Origin of the sequence: Paenibacillus phoenicis, assembly GCF_034718895.1 — a bacterium.
GTDB lineage: Bacteria > Bacillota > Bacilli > Paenibacillales > Paenibacillaceae > Fontibacillus > Fontibacillus phoenicis.
Genome location: NZ_JAYERP010000001.1, coordinates 2,287,931 through 2,303,802, shown reverse-complemented (window position 1 = coordinate 2,303,802; position 15,872 = coordinate 2,287,931). Strand labels below are relative to the sequence as shown.

General features: G+C 53.2%; 10 protein-coding genes. 3 read left to right on the top strand and 7 right to left on the bottom strand.

What is annotated here, in order from left to right:
• Positions 1-3: 3 nt before the first annotated feature.
• Entirely contained in the window at positions 4-2,286 is a 2,283-nt protein-coding gene (locus tag U9M73_RS10800) for a GH32 C-terminal domain-containing protein (protein ID WP_323077269.1), read from the top strand.
• A gap of 58 nt (positions 2,287-2,344) precedes the next feature.
• Here U9M73_RS10800 and U9M73_RS10795 read toward each other — a convergent pair whose 3' ends face one another.
• From U9M73_RS10795 to U9M73_RS10785, 3 genes are all read right to left on the bottom strand, one after another.
• On the bottom strand, positions 2,345-3,628 hold the full coding sequence (locus tag U9M73_RS10795) for a glycoside hydrolase family 27 protein (protein WP_323077268.1): 1,284 nt from the start codon (positions 3,626-3,628) through the stop codon (positions 2,345-2,347).
• 113 nt (positions 3,629-3,741) lie between these two features.
• Positions 3,742-4,623 carry an AraC family transcriptional regulator gene (locus tag U9M73_RS10790; RefSeq protein WP_016311272.1) on the bottom strand — a complete coding sequence of 294 codons (882 nt, stop codon included), beginning with the start codon at positions 4,621-4,623 and terminating at the stop codon, positions 3,742-3,744.
• 296 nt (positions 4,624-4,919) lie between these two features.
• A complete protein-coding gene (locus U9M73_RS10785; protein WP_407673915.1) occupies positions 4,920-6,521 on the bottom strand; it encodes a catalase in 1,602 nt (533 codons plus the stop codon).
• A 363-nt stretch (positions 6,522-6,884) separates the two neighbouring features.
• Between U9M73_RS10785 and U9M73_RS10780 the strand changes: the two genes are divergently transcribed.
• Positions 6,885-11,651, top strand: a complete 4,767-nt coding sequence (locus U9M73_RS10780) for a X2-like carbohydrate binding domain-containing protein (RefSeq protein ID WP_323077267.1) — start codon at positions 6,885-6,887, stop codon at positions 11,649-11,651.
• Positions 11,652-11,708: 57 nt separating this feature from the next.
• Here the strand turns inward: U9M73_RS10780 and U9M73_RS10775 are convergent, their stop codons facing one another.
• Positions 11,709-12,689, bottom strand: a complete 981-nt coding sequence (locus U9M73_RS10775) for a glycoside hydrolase family 43 protein (RefSeq protein ID WP_009224277.1) — start codon at positions 12,687-12,689, stop codon at positions 11,709-11,711.
• Positions 12,690-12,921: 232 nt separating this feature from the next.
• Here U9M73_RS10775 and U9M73_RS10770 point away from each other — a divergent pair, with 232 nt between their 5' ends.
• Positions 12,922-14,139, top strand: a complete 1,218-nt coding sequence (locus U9M73_RS10770) for an oxalate decarboxylase family bicupin (RefSeq protein WP_323077266.1) — start codon at positions 12,922-12,924, stop codon at positions 14,137-14,139.
• Here U9M73_RS10770 and U9M73_RS10765 read toward each other — a convergent pair.
• From U9M73_RS10765 to U9M73_RS10755, 3 genes are all read right to left on the bottom strand, one after another.
• Complete coding sequence (locus U9M73_RS10765; protein ID WP_260071884.1) at positions 14,124-14,507, bottom strand: hypothetical protein; 384 nt, start codon at positions 14,505-14,507, stop codon at positions 14,124-14,126. The genes U9M73_RS10770 and U9M73_RS10765 overlap by 16 nt on opposite strands.
• A gap of 2 nt (positions 14,508-14,509) precedes the next feature.
• The gene (locus U9M73_RS10760; RefSeq protein WP_323077265.1) at positions 14,510-15,109 is read right to left on the bottom strand and encodes an ImmA/IrrE family metallo-endopeptidase; all 600 of its coding nucleotides are present in this window, start codon (positions 15,107-15,109) and stop codon (positions 14,510-14,512) included.
• Positions 15,110-15,230: 121 nt separating this feature from the next.
• A complete protein-coding gene (locus U9M73_RS10755; protein WP_036644664.1) occupies positions 15,231-15,587 on the bottom strand; it encodes a helix-turn-helix domain-containing protein in 357 nt (118 codons plus the stop codon).
• Positions 15,588-15,872: the final 285 nt, after the last annotated feature.

The following is a 15,872-nucleotide window of genomic DNA, read 5'->3' as shown; positions in this document are numbered from 1 at the left end:
TTGATGCGTCGGCTCGCAGGAGACCAAGAATTAATGATGTACTGGGCATTTGATGAAGGTGCCGGAAGAAGCGCTCTAGAGCAGGTATCTCTTTCATGGGATGAGATTCAGTATGTATTTAATCAAGCTGAATTCACCGGGCCTGTTGATCCGCAATGGAGACAAGGAGTTGTAGGAAGGGGCCTCCTGTTTGACGGTTATTCGACCTTTATCACCCATCCAGCCAGAGAAATGGACAGGATGCAGGAGCCAAAGCTGTTGTCAGCCTTAAGCATAGGGGTGTGGGTGGCGCCGCGCTCCTATGACTGGGGGTATGAAGGGAAGCTGGCTGCTATTGTGAACCGTCATCATCGGGATCGTCACCAGGGTTATCTGCTGGGGATGTTCCGGCACGGACGATGGTCTTTTCAGTTGGGACTTGATCAAGGGGGCTGGAAGGAAGTTTGGTCACCGGACGGCTGTGAGTTGCCCAAGCATGAATGGTCCTATGTTAATGCGGTTTTTGATGGGGATCGAGGCGAAATTAAGCTGTACTTGAATGGCCGAGCAATTGCTTCATCTGAGGTACCTGTCGGTTCTCGAATGGTTGAGGCTGTAGGTACAGATTTACTAATCGGCAAAAATAATCACAGCAGCCGTTGGGCCGGAGTATTTCACCTCCAAATGTTCAGCGGAATCTTGGATGAGTTGAAGATTTATCGACGGGCATTAAGTGGAGAGGAAATAGCCGCATCGTATCGGGAAGTGCTTGATTCCCTATATGGCGGTATCAAACCTCAGGTGCCCTATGATGAAATTAAGCTGGATCGGGCTCCGCTTCTGCTAGATTGGCATAGGCCGCAGTATCATGTCAGCCCTCCTGCTCATTGGATGAACGAACCACATGCACCGATTTATTTCGAGGGGCGGTATCATTTATTTTATCAACACAATCCGTTAGGTCCGTACTTCTATCAGATCCATTGGGGACATTGGGTGAGTGAGGATCTCGTTCATTGGCGTGATCTTCCCGTAGCACTTGCCCCTGAGAAGGATGGACTTGCCCCGGATGGTATATGGTCAGGCAGCGCCACTTATGATGCGGACGGTTTACCGGTCCTGTTTTTTACGGCGGGAAATGACAGTGCTTCGCCAAATCAGAGCGTGGCCCTTGCCCGAAGTACTTACTTAACGGATGGCAATTCGGACTTGGTTCAGTGGGTGAAGCATCCGGAGCCTCTCATCGTACAGCAAAAAGGGATGGGGGCTTTCGGCGATTTCCGAGATCCGTTTGTCTGGAAGGATGATGACGGTTGGTATGCCCTAGTGGGGTCGGGGATCGAAGGTGCAGGCGGGGCTGCCCTGGCCTTTGTTTCGAAGGATATGTTGAACTGGACGTACAAAGGACCGTTTTTCCAAGCGGATCTTCAGAAGTTCCCTTATCTTGGACCAATCTGGGAGCTTCCGGTTCTGCTTCCGCTTGGCGCGGACAAGCAGGGGGAAAGCAAGCATCTGCTTCTGGTCAGCCCAGTCGGAGAAGGTGCGGACGTTGAAGTGTTTTACTGGATTGGGCGGCTGGATAAGGAAGAGCTCTCGTTTATTCCAGATCAGGAAGAACCAGAGCTGATTGATGTGGGTGACTTCCATTTTACTGGACCCAGCGGCATGGTGGATCCGAAGACCGGAAGGAAGATCATTTTTACGATAGCCCAAGGGGACCGGACGGCCGAGCTGGAGTATCAATCGGGCTGGGCCCATAATGCCGGGTTGCCATTAAGCGTTTATTTACGGGATGATGGACGCCTGGGAATTGAGCCGATCCAAGAGCTTCAATCCTTGCGTGGCGCAAAGCGGTTGTCGATTCAGGACAAGACAATGGCAGAGACCAATGATCTGCTGAGGGGCATTAAAGGGGACATGCTTGAGATCCTTGTGGAACTGGAATCGGTACAAGCCAAACAACTCGGAATTAAAGTGCGGTGTACGCCGGATGGGAAAGAGCAAACGTTGTTGTACTACGATAAGGTTGAAGGTAAACTCTTGGTCGATCGAACCAAAACGACTTTGCATCCACGAGAGAAGTGCAAAGGAATTCAGGGTGGCAGATTGGATCTGTTCGGTGAAAATTTAAAGCCGCATCTCTTTTTGGACCGTTCGATGGTTGAAGCTTATGCCAATGGACTAAAAAGCCTGACCACCCGAGTCTATCCGAGCCGCAGAGATGCTCTAGGGCTGGAGATTTGGGGAGATGGAGAGCTCGTGGTTAGGTCGATGGAAGTTTGGGACATGAAATCTATCTGGCAGTGAGGATAACTATAGCTGGAGTTTTGATAGGGAAGAGACCTGCCAGGGCGGCAGGTCTCTTTCATTCCAACCGATACAACCGCACCCCGTGCGGCGGGATCGTAGTCCGAAGCTCCTCAGTCGCCGTAAGCTCCGCGGGAGCTTCGCTCCACAGCTCAGTTCCGGTAGAAACGCCGGATAAACCGATTTGCTCCAGAGGGAGCTCCAGCGGCAGCGCGCTTTCCCCTACATTAAAAACAGCTGCATAGTTGAACCCTTCGGGATGTTCGGCCGTCCAAACGATCAGGTCGTCTTGCCGAAGGGCTTCTTTGGCGCCGCGGCTTTCCCGGTGCATCCGCAGCACCTCGCGGTTGGTCAGCAGCGACAAGGTCCATTCGTCATTGTCTCGGAGTTCCCCGCCAAAGATCAACGGCGAACGGAAAATGCTCCAAAGCGACATCATCGTTAATTGCTCGTCGCGGGTGAACCGGGTCCAGCGATCCGCCCCGCCGCCGTCCACCGAGCGGATGCCGATATGCCCCAGCGGCAGCATGTCGCAGTCCGGCCATGACCCGGCTTGCGGGACGCCCTGCCATGCCCGGCAGCGGTCGAACATGTCCCTTAGCAGCGGCCACTGGTCCCAGAAATCGTCCGTCATGCGCCACATGTTAGCCTGTTCGGCGAAGAAAGCTGCAAGCTCCACCGGAGCCGGTCCGGGGGATAAGCTGAGCACCATCGGACGGCCGCAGCGCTTGATCGCCTCGGAGATCAATGCAATTTCGGCTTGGTGGGTGCCGTAAAGCCGGGAAGTGGCAATATCGTCCACTTTTACGAGATCAACGCCCCATGAGGCATATAAGGCAAAAAGCGAATCATAATAGGCCTGCGCTCCTTCTTTGGAGGCATCCACACCGTACATATCGGTATTCCAGGGACAGATCGAATTGGGATGTGCAATATCACGTGCGGTTGCGGTCGTCCCCAAGATCGGTGTGGCGGCGTGAACGGCTTGCCGCGGAATGCCGCGCATGATATGAATGCCGAATCGCAGCCCGAGGCTATGCACATAATCCGCTAACGGCTTGAAGCCTTGGCCGCCGGCCGCAGAGGGGAAGCGATTCTCGGCAGGCATCAGCCGGGAATAGCCGTCCATCACAAGCGGAACAAACGGCCGATATTGAGACGAAAGGGCTCCTGGTTCATACCATTGAATATCCACGGTGATATAGTTCCAACCAAAGTCTTTCAGATGCTTGGCCATGTATTCCGCATTGCCCCGAATCTCTTCTTCCGTCACAGCTGCGCCGTAGCAGTCCCAACTATTCCAACCTAGCGGTGGAGTTGGGGCAATCTGCTGATGGTTCATTTGCAAAACTCCTTTACGGATGGATCTTTATTGCTCTTGTTAGGTTCATCTTACCTAAAGGAGTTTTGCTATATCTATAGTAACTTTGCGATATGAATAGCAAAATATTGCGTTTAATCGAAGAACAGCTTGCGATAGACCAGACTTTCGCCCCCGCTGCGGAACTCTCCGGGGGTGAGCCCGGTCAAACGGCGGAAGGCCTTAATGAAGTAGCTTCCGCTGGAGTAACCTACCCGCTCAGCAATGGTCTCAATGCTAAGTGACGTACCGCGAAGCAGGTCCATCGCTTTTTCGGTGCGGACACGGGTCAGATAAGCGCCTGGCGTAAGTCCTGTACTGTCCGAAAACCGGCGGATCAAGTGGTACTTGGACAAGCCAACATGCTCGGAAAGCTGATCGATGCTGATCATCTGCGCATAGTTGCTCTCCATCAACTCGGCGGCACGTTTGACGCTTTCCGGCCAGTTCTCTTTGTTTTTCTGCGATGTAACCTGCATTCTGGCTAATTCCGTGACGAACTGGTAAACGCAAGATGAGGCGATGTAGGGATCGGTGATCCGACCTGCTCCCGCATCAGTGATGATCATACGCGCCAACCGCACCGGTGCGGAGTCTTCGGGGAGATAAGGAACTGCTCCGGCTTCGCTGAGGAATTTTCGCCATAAGGGAAGTACCACATTCGGCCGAAACAGCAGGAACAGGAACTCCCAAGGCGCCGAAGCTTCTTGCGGATAATAATAGCGATGGGAACTTGGAATTTCGGCGAGGAACGCTTGTCCTGCGGTAACGCGGTGAGAACAGTCACCCAACTCAAAGACCCCTTCTCCGGAGAATGTATATTGGAACAGGAGCAAAGGTCCGTCCGTTCGCTCTAATCCGTCCCAGTGATAAGAAGGGTCAGTGATAGAGTCATAGCCGGCGGCAAATAACACGCACAGCGGAAGCTCTTGGTCTTCAGCGAACCGGAAACCGTAAGTTCCCCTTGTCATGTCCATAGGGCTCCTCCTTCAACCATGTAACATGAATATCCCATATCATAGATTCAAACGATAAGGCCATTATCCCATAAGTTTAAAGGAGAAAACATAAGGACAACTGGAATGTGGGACAAAACGCTCCTGTCGGTGGGGAAAACACTGGTGATCCCAAGCGGTGTGCTTGCAGGGCTGCCGCGCGCTGAAGCCTAGCAAGCTGCGGGATACCTTTACGCCGCTGCGGCTGGATTTGCTGGGCCGCGGCGAGTCATAAAGAAACCTGCGATTGCCCACAAGGCCCTCGCAGGTTTTGTTCATTAATACCGATCGGACTCATGCCCCATCCCTTTGGCTTTATCCATCGCTTGATCTGCGTCCGCCGTGCTGGTATGCTTGCCTGCGGCTCCCATTTCCCGCTTGGCCGCTTCAAGCCCTTCCTTTACGCGTCTTCCATACTCTTCGTCAGCTTGGGTAAAGTAGCTGATCCACGTTTCCTGTATTTTAGGACTGCACACCTTCAGATTGTTCACCAAATTGGAAATCAGCTCGTTTTTCTCCACATCATCAAACTTGCGGTAGGTCTCGCCGGCTTGAGCGAAATCGTTGGTGCGTTCGATCTTCCGTCGAACCAGATTGGCGTCGTAATGCGGCTCATGGTCTTTGCCTCGTATGTCCGCTTCTTTCAGGCCTTCTTTCGTTGACGGTTCATAATCGACATGCGGGTTCGTGCCCGGATTGTGGACGACCCGATAGTCCATTTGTCCGCCGCGTTGGTTCGTGGCAACCTTCGTTTTTGGCGCATTGATGGGAAGTTGCAAATAGTTTGTCCCCACGCGGTAACGCTGCGTATCCGAGTAAGAGAAGGTCCGCCCTTGCAGCAGCTTGTCATCGGAGAAATCCAGCCCGTCCACCAGCACGCCGGTCCCAAACGCCGCTTGCTCTACCTCGGCAAAATAATTCTCCGGATTGCGATTCAGCACCATTTTGCCAACCGGCAGAAACGGGAATTTCTCGGGATCCCACAGCTTGGTGGGGTCCAGCGGATCGAAGTCCAGCTCCGGATGGTCGTCATCGCTCATGATCTGCACGCACAGCTCCCACTCCGGATAATCACCGCGCTCGATCGCCTCATACAAATCCTGCGTTGCATGGTTATAGTTGGTCTTCTGGATCTCGTCGGCCTCGTGCTGCAGCAGATTCTTGATCCCTTGCTTCAGCGGCTCCCAATGGTATTTGACCAGTACGGCTTCTCCATCTTTATTGACCCATTTATACGTGTTGACCCCTGAACCCTGCATCTGACGATAGTTTGCCGGGATGCCCCAAGGCGAGAACAGGAAAGTCACCATATGCGTCGACTCCGGCGTTTGCGACAGGAAGTCGAACATTCGCTCCGGGTCCGGCAGCTTGCTGACTGGATCGGGCTTGAAGGAATGCACCATATCCGGGAACTTCAATGGATCACGGATAAAAAAGATCTTCAGGTTGTTACCCACCAAATCCCAGTTGCCATCCTCCGTATAAAATTTCACCGCAAATCCGCGCGGATCGCGGAGCGTTTCGGGGGATTCCCCGCCGCCGATCACGGTCGAGAAGCGGACGAACACCGGCGTCCGTTTTCCGGCCTCCTGAAACAGCTTGGCCCGGGTATATTTCGCAATCGGCTCGTCCCCGACTTTGCCGTAAGCTTCAAAATAACCATGAGCCCCGGCCCCCCGCGCGTGTACCACTCGTTCCGGAATACGTTCCCGGTCGAAATGGGAGATTTTCTCGAGGAAATGATAGTTCTCCAGAGTGGTTGGCCCCCGGCTTCCTACGGTTCGGACGTTCTGATTGTCCGTGATGGGGTGACCCTGACGGTCCGTTAAAATATGTTCGGCTTCCGTTGATTCGTAGTTTGTTCCAGCTTGGCTATCCACAACATGACCTCCAATGATTGATATGGGGATAGCGTGTACCGTGAACGGAGTAAATATACATTTAATGGAAATATAGGGAACTATATATGGGAAATTGTCCCTTGCCCGAAAAAATGGTTGCTGAGATCCGCTGGATGCTCCATCGAAATCAGGAGGAAGTGTACGCCAAACGAAGAGATGTACCTAGGCGAAGCCGGCACGTTCATGAGATCATTTCATCGGACAGATATGTAAGCGCTACCAAGATAATTTAATCGCAGAAAGGGGGAGGGCACCGAACTTCAATGAAGCACAGAATCACTGAATCATTGAACCACCAACCGTCCAACAGGGACCACAATATCTACCAAAGGAGATGAATTGATGATCCGTTTGCTGCAAAAGACGTTGGTTTGCTGGTTAGCGGCGGCGCTGACTCTAGTGCCCTTTGCTTATTTTGGCACGGAGAGCAAGGTGGCCCATGCCGCCGATAACGGCCTGGCATTGAAGCCTTATATGGGTTGGAGCAGCTACAGCCTGCAGGTGTACGACGGGCCGGAGGGAAATTGGACCTCGGAAGCGAAGCTGAAGATGATCTCCGATGCCATGCGCGAGAAGCTGCAAGCCCACGGGTACGAATACATCAACATCGACGCAGGCTGGAACGGCAGCATGGACGAATACGGCCGGCCGCTTCCAAGTGAAACGTTGTATCCTAACGGTTTTGAGAATTTGGTGGACTATATCCATAATAATGGACAGAAGGTCGGGATCTATTTGATTCCCGGTTTGTCCAAAGAAGCTTACGAGAAGAACCTGCCGATTTACGGCACGGAATACCATATGCAGGACATCGCCGCTCAGCCGCTTCGACCAGCGGACTATTGGAATATCGATTACAAAATCGACTTCTCCAAGCCGGGGGCGCAGGAATATGTGAACTCCATCGCGGATCTGATCGCCTCCTGGGGCGTTGACTTCGTGAAGTTCGACAGCGTGACTCCCGGGTCTGGCCATAACGACCTATCGATCGACGCGCGGGATGACGTAAAGGCCTGGTCGATGGCGTTGTCCAAGCACGGAATATGGCTGGAACTGTCCTGGGCGCTGGACCACAACTACGTAGACTTCTGGAAAAAATACGCCAATGGCTGGCGCGTCAATTGGGATGTGGAGGCGTATGACCGCAACATTGGGATGACCCAATGGTCGAACATCGCCCGGTTGTTCCCGGATGCTGCCTTGTGGTGGCGTGACGCTGGCCCCGGCGGTTGGAACGATTTCGACTCGCTTAACATTGGGAACGGGCAGACGTCCGGCTTGACCCGAGACGAGCGGCAGACCGCGGCAACGCTGTGGGCGATTGCCTGTGCGCAATTTTACACCGGCGACGATTTAACTAACCTGGACGGCTATGGTCTGGAGCTGTTGACGAATGATGAGGTGATCGCCGTCAACCAAGCCGGCCGCCCGGCACATCCCGTATCGATGGCAACCAATCAACAGGTGTGGTACGCCAATAATGGGGATGGCACATACACGGTGGCTTTGTTTAATCTGGGCACCAAAGGCGCATCCATGAATGTAAAGTGGAGCGACATCGGTTTGGACGGCGCTGCTTCGGTCCGCGATTTGTGGGCCCATAAGGAGCTTGGCGATTATGCAACCGGAATGACCAACATTTATTTGGAGCCGCATGCTTCGCGTTTGTTCAAGGTTACAGCCAAGAACGGAACCTCCAAAGTGAATGATGACGACACAGGCGTGAAATATACCGGAAGCTGGACGCGCAACGGCGGTAAAGAGCTGGTACAGGATGCCCAAGATTTGAACGTCATGATTATGGAGTCTTCCGATGCAACGAATCCAATTGCGCCAGAAGTTAGCAACTCGGTGGAAAGCTTAGAGCAAGCGGCGCCCGAGTCCGTCGTTGAGACGGTAGAGCATTGGGTGATCTATAACGACAATCACCCGTCGGTGACCTACGATACTTACGGCACCGGGGGCAGCTGGGGTTACAGTTCAGGCAGAAATCCCGATTGGAACGATTATCAAGGGGATGTCCATTACGGGGAAAAAGGAGAGGTAGGTTTTGAATTCCCGTTTAGGGGCACTGGCATTGATTTTCTGACCGAAACTGCAGATTCTGGCGGGGAAATTGACATCTATCTCGACGGCGAATTCCGAGAGACGGTTAACGCCAATGCTTCCGTTCAACAGGGGCAGGTTCCCATTTACAGCGTGCGAAATCTGCCGTTTGGCGAGCATACCCTCTCCGGTATAAAAAAGGGCGGAACCTACCTGATCGTTGATGGGTTTAAGGTTTATGCGGACAGCTTAATTGGTTCGACAACGGCTGATTTTGAAACAACGAATCCACAGGATGTGACCGTATCGTTGCCGCTGGGAGGAGACACGTTGACGAGCATCGCGGCAGGTTCAACAGCGCTGGCGCGGAATACCGATTATGTGATCTCCGGGGACGATGTTACGATCAAGAAAGAGTTTTTGCTCCAGCAACTGCCGGGGACGCTGAGCTTGACGTTTCATTTCGCCGGCGGAGATTTGCAGACGTTCAACGTCGATATCACCGGGCCTGCGATCGTCAACAGCACGATCTCGCCGACAATGGCGGAGTTTGATCAGAAACCGTCGGCGCAAGCGGACGTGACGACTGCGATGACGCTAAACGGAAATACGCTGGTTCGCATCGCCAACGGGGAGGAAGATTTGACCGAAGGGGCGGACTACACCATCGAAGGGGATACGGTCCGCATTCATTCCTCGTATTTAGCAGCACAGCCTACAGGAACCATCGAGCTGACGTTCCATTTTAGCGCAGGTCTGCCACAAACGCTTACGATTCAAATCGTGGATATGTCAGGCCGGTTCCTTATGATCAATAACGATGACCCCGGCATTCGTTACACGGGGTCCTGGAACCGCAACGGTGGTCGGAACTTTGGGGATTACATGGATGATGTGCATTTTGCCGAGACCAACGGAGATTTTCTGGAGTATACGTTTAAGGGCACCGGAATCCAGTACATCACTGAAATCGATCCGTCCCAGGGAGAGGTGGATGTGTATCTGGATGGCGCATTTGTAGGTACCGTGGATACCCATGCCGACGTTAGACAGGCGATGCAAGCTGTCTACAGTGTATCCGGATTGTCCAACAGCCTGCATACGATCAAGCTGGTGAAGAAATCAGGCCGATTTATGCTATTGGATGCGTTCAGGGTGCAAATTCCTGACCTGATAAACCGCACCGAAGCGACTTTTGATAAAACGCTGTCCGCCCAGGAGGACATCCAAGTAGAAGTGCTTAGCGGCATCGAAAATCTCAGCAGCATCCAAAACGGTGAGACGCCGTTGGTTGAGGGCACAGACTACACCGTAGAGGGGAACCAGGTGACGATCAAGAAGGAATACCTCGCCGCTCAACCGGCGGGAAGCTTGAAGCTGACGTTCCACATCAAGGGAGATTACTACGATGACGTGCATTCCACCGAGATGAATGGCGATTTCTTCGAGTATACGTTTAAGGGCACCGGCATCGATTTGCGAATGCCTACTGGCCCGGCTCAAGGGGAAATGGAGGTGTACATCGACGGACAGCTGAAAGCGACGGTAGACGCCTATGCCGAGACCCGCAGCGCTCAGCAACCGTTGTTCAGCATCGCCAACCTGCCGGCTGGTGAACATACAATCAAAGTGGTGAAAAAATCCGGCGAGCTGATGCTGGTCGATCAGCTGATCTTCCACGTCGCTTCGGGTTCGACGCCGCCAACAACGCCAACCAATCCGACGAACCCGCCTTCGTCTCCATCTGGACCGTCAACGCCGCCTAGCCGTCCAGTGGAACCGGAAATTATCCGCGATCCATCCAGTCCTATCCCGGTCGACATCGTTCGGACGACCGCAGCTGATGGCTCGAAGCAGGATGAAATCAAGTTGACGGCCGATGCTAAGCTTCGGGAAGCGATTAACAAATTGGAGGAAGAAGGCGCCGCTTCGCTGAGTCTGATGATCCCGGATGCGAAGGATGAAGTGAGCACCATCAAGATTTCGCTTGCCCGCGACGTCATTTCCTTGCTCACGGGGCGTGGACTTGACTTGCAATTTCGAACCGTAAACGGGGAGATCACGATTCCGGCAGCTTCCTTGCAGGGGGCAAGCGGTGATGTGACGATGACGATCCAGCCGGTAAAAGCAGCCGCCCAAACCAAGGAAATCGAAGGGCGCGCGAACCAGGCTGAGGTTGTGCTTACGGCTACAGGAGGTAATGAAGTTACAATTATCGGCCGCCCGGTTCAAATCGAGACGAATTTACAAAACCGGGAGGTCGAGCTTGTTCTGCCGTTAACGGGGATAGCAGATGAAGTAGACCCGACTAAACTCGGGGTCTATGTCGAACATTCCGGCGGAACAACGGAGTTCCTGACGGGGGAAGTTGTTCCGTTAGCCAACGGCAAAGGGCTGAAACTCACCGTCGATCATTTCAGCACCTTTGCTTTAGTGAAGTCGGACGTAGCGTTAACCTCTATGCATAAGGCTTATATCAGCGGTTACCCCGGTGGTTTGTTTAAACCGGAGAACCCGATCACTCGCGCGGAGATGGCCGCCATGTTAGTTAAAGCGGTGGAAATGAAGGAAGCGGGCCAGACGATTCGCTTCAGCGATGTTCCGGCAGGTCATTGGGCCGTTGAGGCGATTGCCAAAGCGTACAGAATGGGCTTGATGCAAGGCTATGCCGATGGCAGCTTCAAGCCGGAAAAGCCTGTCACACGGGCGGAAATTACGGCGATCGCCGTGAAGTTGATGAAGTCGGCTGCAGGGCAGCGAGGCGCAGGCTTCTCGGACACTGCCGGTCATTGGGCGGAGCAGGCGATCCTAGCGGCTCAAGCGGCGGGTATCGTCAGCGGATATGCTGACGGCTCGTTCCGGCCAACGGCTTTGGTCACACGGGCCGAGGCTGTGACGGTGTTGAACCGCGCATTGGAGCGGGGGCCGCTGTTTGGTGGAGCCGACGTACTTCCGGTGTGGCGTGACGTTCCGCAGACGCATTGGGCATTTTATGAGATTGCGGAAGCATCGACAGAGCACACCGAGATGCCGAGAGCAGAAGGCGGAGAACTGCTGAAATAAAATAAAAGAGGAGCGCCACCCGGCTTGCTTCAGCCGATGGGCGCTCCATCTTTGTGCTTATTTATATGGATCGATGGTTTGAATGGTGCCGTCCGGATTGTAATGCAACTCGGTGTATTTGACGCTGCGTTTGTGGTTCACGCCGCCGGACAACGAGCTGTCATGGTAGAACAGGTACCATTTATCTTGGAATTGCACGATCGAATGGTGTGTGGTCCAGCCGATGACAGGCTCCAGGATTTTACCTTTAAATACGAAAGGGCCTTGCGGGTTCTTACTGATCGCATAAACCAGTGTATGGGTCGTTCCGGTGGAGTAGGACAGGTAGTAATACCCGTTGTATTTGTGCACCCACGGCCCTTCGAAATAACGGCGATCCTCGTCTCCGGCTAACAGCGGATTGCCATCTTCATCCACAATCGAGATTTCCTGCGGTGCCGATTTGAAGGTAAGCATATCATCGCTAAGCTCGGCGAATCGCGGTCCCAGTGCTGGAGCGTCCGGTGCCGGTCCTTCGGCGTCCGGTTTGAAGGTGCCGGTTTGCCATTTCTCCAGCTGACCGCCCCAAAGTCCGCCGAAATACATGTATGCACGATTGTCGTCATCCACGAGCACGGCCGGATCGATGCTGAAGCTGCCTGGAATATAGCTTTCTTCCGCCTTGAAAGGTCCGGCAGGCGAAGAGCTGGTGGCTACGCCAATGCGGAAGATGCCTTCTTTGTCCCGTGCGGGGAAGTAGAGGTAATACGTATTGTTCTTGTAAGCTGCATCCGGAGCCCACAATTGCTTGCTGGCCCATGGGATATCACGCAAATGCAGCACTTCGCCGTGGTCGACGCACGGAGAGTTGAAGTCGTCCAGCGAGAGGACATGGTAGTCCTCCATCGCGTATTGGTCGCCGTTGTCGTTGTCGGGACCGTCGTGATCAATGTCATGGGATGGATAAATATAGATCTTGCCTTCATACACATGGGCAGATGGGTCTGCCGTATAAATGTGTGTAACAAGTGGTTCATTCGGACGTACAGGTTTTTCCACAAGGATTCCCCTTTACCTAGTTAGTTTGTTGACTAAACTTACTAACTTTAATTATACAGAAGCTTGGGCAACTATCAAGCTCTTGAAGTTATTTTCTCCGAAATCGTCGGATTTTATGGGAAATGTGGGAATGAATCACAACATATTTTTGCTAATTCAGGAATAGGATCACTGTGTAAATATGAATTGGTAAAAATTAACAATAGCATGTCCAGAACGAGGAGTGATGTGAATGTCGGATCATTTGGATTCATCCGATTCAAGACAGCCGGAAAACCAAGCTGCCGGGATATCGTCGATCCCCCAGCCGATCCGAGATGATGGCAGCGGAGCCACCGATACCGGCCCCCGGGACGTGATGCGGGATCGCGAAAACCCCGATATGCTGGTACCTCCGGTGACCGATAACGGATTGATTCCGAATCTGAAGTTCTCTCTTTCAGATACGCATATGCAGTTGAACCATGGGGGATGGTCCCGGGAAATTACGGTTCGGGAGCTGCCGATCGCTACGACGCTGGCGGGGGTCAATATGCGTCTGACGCCGGGGGGAGTGCGGGAGCTGCATTGGCATCAACAGGCGGAATGGTCGTTTATGATCTCAGGAAGGGCACGGATCACGGCGGTGGATCAGGACGGACGGAACTTTATCGCCGATATGGGCGTGGGGGATTTGTGGTATTTTCCACCGGGGATTCCTCATTCGATTCAAGGGCTGGAGGAAGGCTGCGAGTTTCTGCTAGTATTTGATGACGGTAATTTCTCCGACTTAAATACGTTGTCCATCTCGGACTGGTTTGCCCATACGCCGAAAGAGGTGCTTTCCGCGAATTTTGGCGTACCTCGTAAAGCGTTTGACCGCATCCCCAAAGAGCAGGTGTATATCTATCAGGACCGTGTCCCGGGGCCAATCGACACGCAAAGGATCGAATCGCCTTACGGAGAAATTCCTGTCAGCTTCAAGCATAGCCTGCTGGCCCAGAAGCCGATCCAAACGCCGGGCGGGACCGTGCGAATTGCGGATTCCAGAAATTTTCCTATCGCCAAGACGATTGCGGCCGCTCTTGTGGAAATCAAGCCCGGCGCGATGAGGGAGCTGCATTGGCACCCGAACAACGACGAATGGCAGTATTATTTGTCCGGGAAAGGACGGATGACCGTATTTGCTGGTAACGGCGCCGCCCGGACATTTAACGTTAGAGCAGGGGATGTGGGGTATGTTCCGTTTGCCTATGGCCACTACATTCAAAATACCGGTGACCGCAGCATCTGGTTCTTGGAAATGTTCCGCAGTGACCGGTTTGCCGATATATCGCTTAATCAATGGATGGCGCTGACGCCGCGGGAGCTGGTGCAGAGCAATCTGAATGTGGGGCCGCTGCTGATGGCGCTTCGCAAACAAAAGTGGCCGGTGGTAAAATACGACCGCCCCAATCAACCTCGCTCATAACCCAGGACTTCCGTGGCGTCGTCCATCTGCAAGACCAGGCGCTGGATATCAGAGGGATCGCCGCAGCGGGCAGCGATTTGCGGTAGACGGATGCCAAGCACCCTTCGCGATGGAACGGAGGTCGTCGTGCCCGGCTCGCAGACTGTGGTATATTCCGACGGTTCCTGCTTGGGACGAACCAGATCCTCCAGCAGGACAGATACGCAGGGCAGATCGCCAAAGTCCTCGGACGTAAACGGCTCAAATGGTCCCGAAACCGGGAGGTACAGCGTCTCCGACCAATCCACGTCCCCCGGCTGAATATCCACAATCAACTGCAACGGACGAATGGAATCGGTGTAAAAATCGCAATACGCCGCAATCCGCATCCCTATCGCCCTCCTCGACCACCGATTTGTCGTTCCAGCTGGGACAGCACCCGCCGGGTTTCCGGCGACCAGTTCTGCTCCGCTTCGCGCTGGCGGCGGGTTGCCTCCTGGGCTGCTGCGATGAGGCTGCCTTGCAGCACCCGCCGTTGGATTTGGTCCAGCCGCTGCTCCGCCAGCTCCAGGGGGACCTGGAACTGTTCGGCGATGTAGACAACCGCTTCGCTGCGATGATCCGGCACTGGCAGCTTAGCGAACATAAAGAAAGGAATGGCGGCATACAGCACAAACTGCTCGGCCTCGGTCTCTTGGGCATGCATGAACAGTTCGGTCATCCTCCGCTGATCCCCGGCATGGCGCAGCACATGGCAAAGTTCATGGAAGAAGACGACCCGGGCCTGATCCGACTTCATCATTTTGTTCAGGAAGATTACATTCTCCTCGTTGTCCGAAAAGGACGGGTGATTCCCGTAAACCAATCCGATCCCAAAGGCTTCAGCGATGCGGTCGATGTCGAGATCGGCGGGGGACGATATCCCGTGGTTCAGATATTTTGTATTCATCCACTGCTCCAGATGGGTCTCACGATAATAGGCGTACAACATTCAAGTCACCTCTTGAATAAGAATGTATGTTCGGTCTAAGATCCGAAATAAGGGCCCTTAGGATCAGGGCCGTTGTACTTGTCTTGTAGACTTTATATGTAGTTATTTATCTTCGAATGATTTAGCCTTTAGCCTCGTCTCCGTCCAGCAGCTTCTTCTTCTGCTCCCGATACGCTTTGAGGGCTGCCTCCATCATGGCGATTTCATCCGCCGTATACGCTTCAGGTCCTCCGAAAAAAGACAAGCTCATGCCTTTCTCCGCTGCAGGAGACGGGTCGTTGGTCCGGCCCAGCAAATAATCGGCGCTGGTATCCAGAGCGTCAACGATATTACGCAGCACCTCCGGATCCGGCTTGCGATCGTTTGTCTCATACCGGGACAGCTGAACGACCGAAATTTCGGCTTGGGAGGCGAGGTCTTTTTGCGTGAGCTGACGTAGTTCACGAAGATATTTGATCCGTTCGCCTAGCGTTTGCATGGTTACTCCTCTTCCTAACCGTTTCATTTAGTGTAGCACAAGTTGCCAAATTGGTAAAGCGAGATGGTAAGAATGGGATTTATTTATATTACCAAAATGGTAATTGTGAGGCTTGACATTACCAAAATGGCAACATATAATCAGGTTACGGTTACCAAATTGGTAAAAAAGAGGAGGTTGAAGGGGCTTTGTTCAAAGTTTGCAGGCTGTTCTAGACTTGGACAAGCTAATTGATTAGCCGGAGGGAAATGATATAACTTGCCAAAATGGCAATATACTATAGGA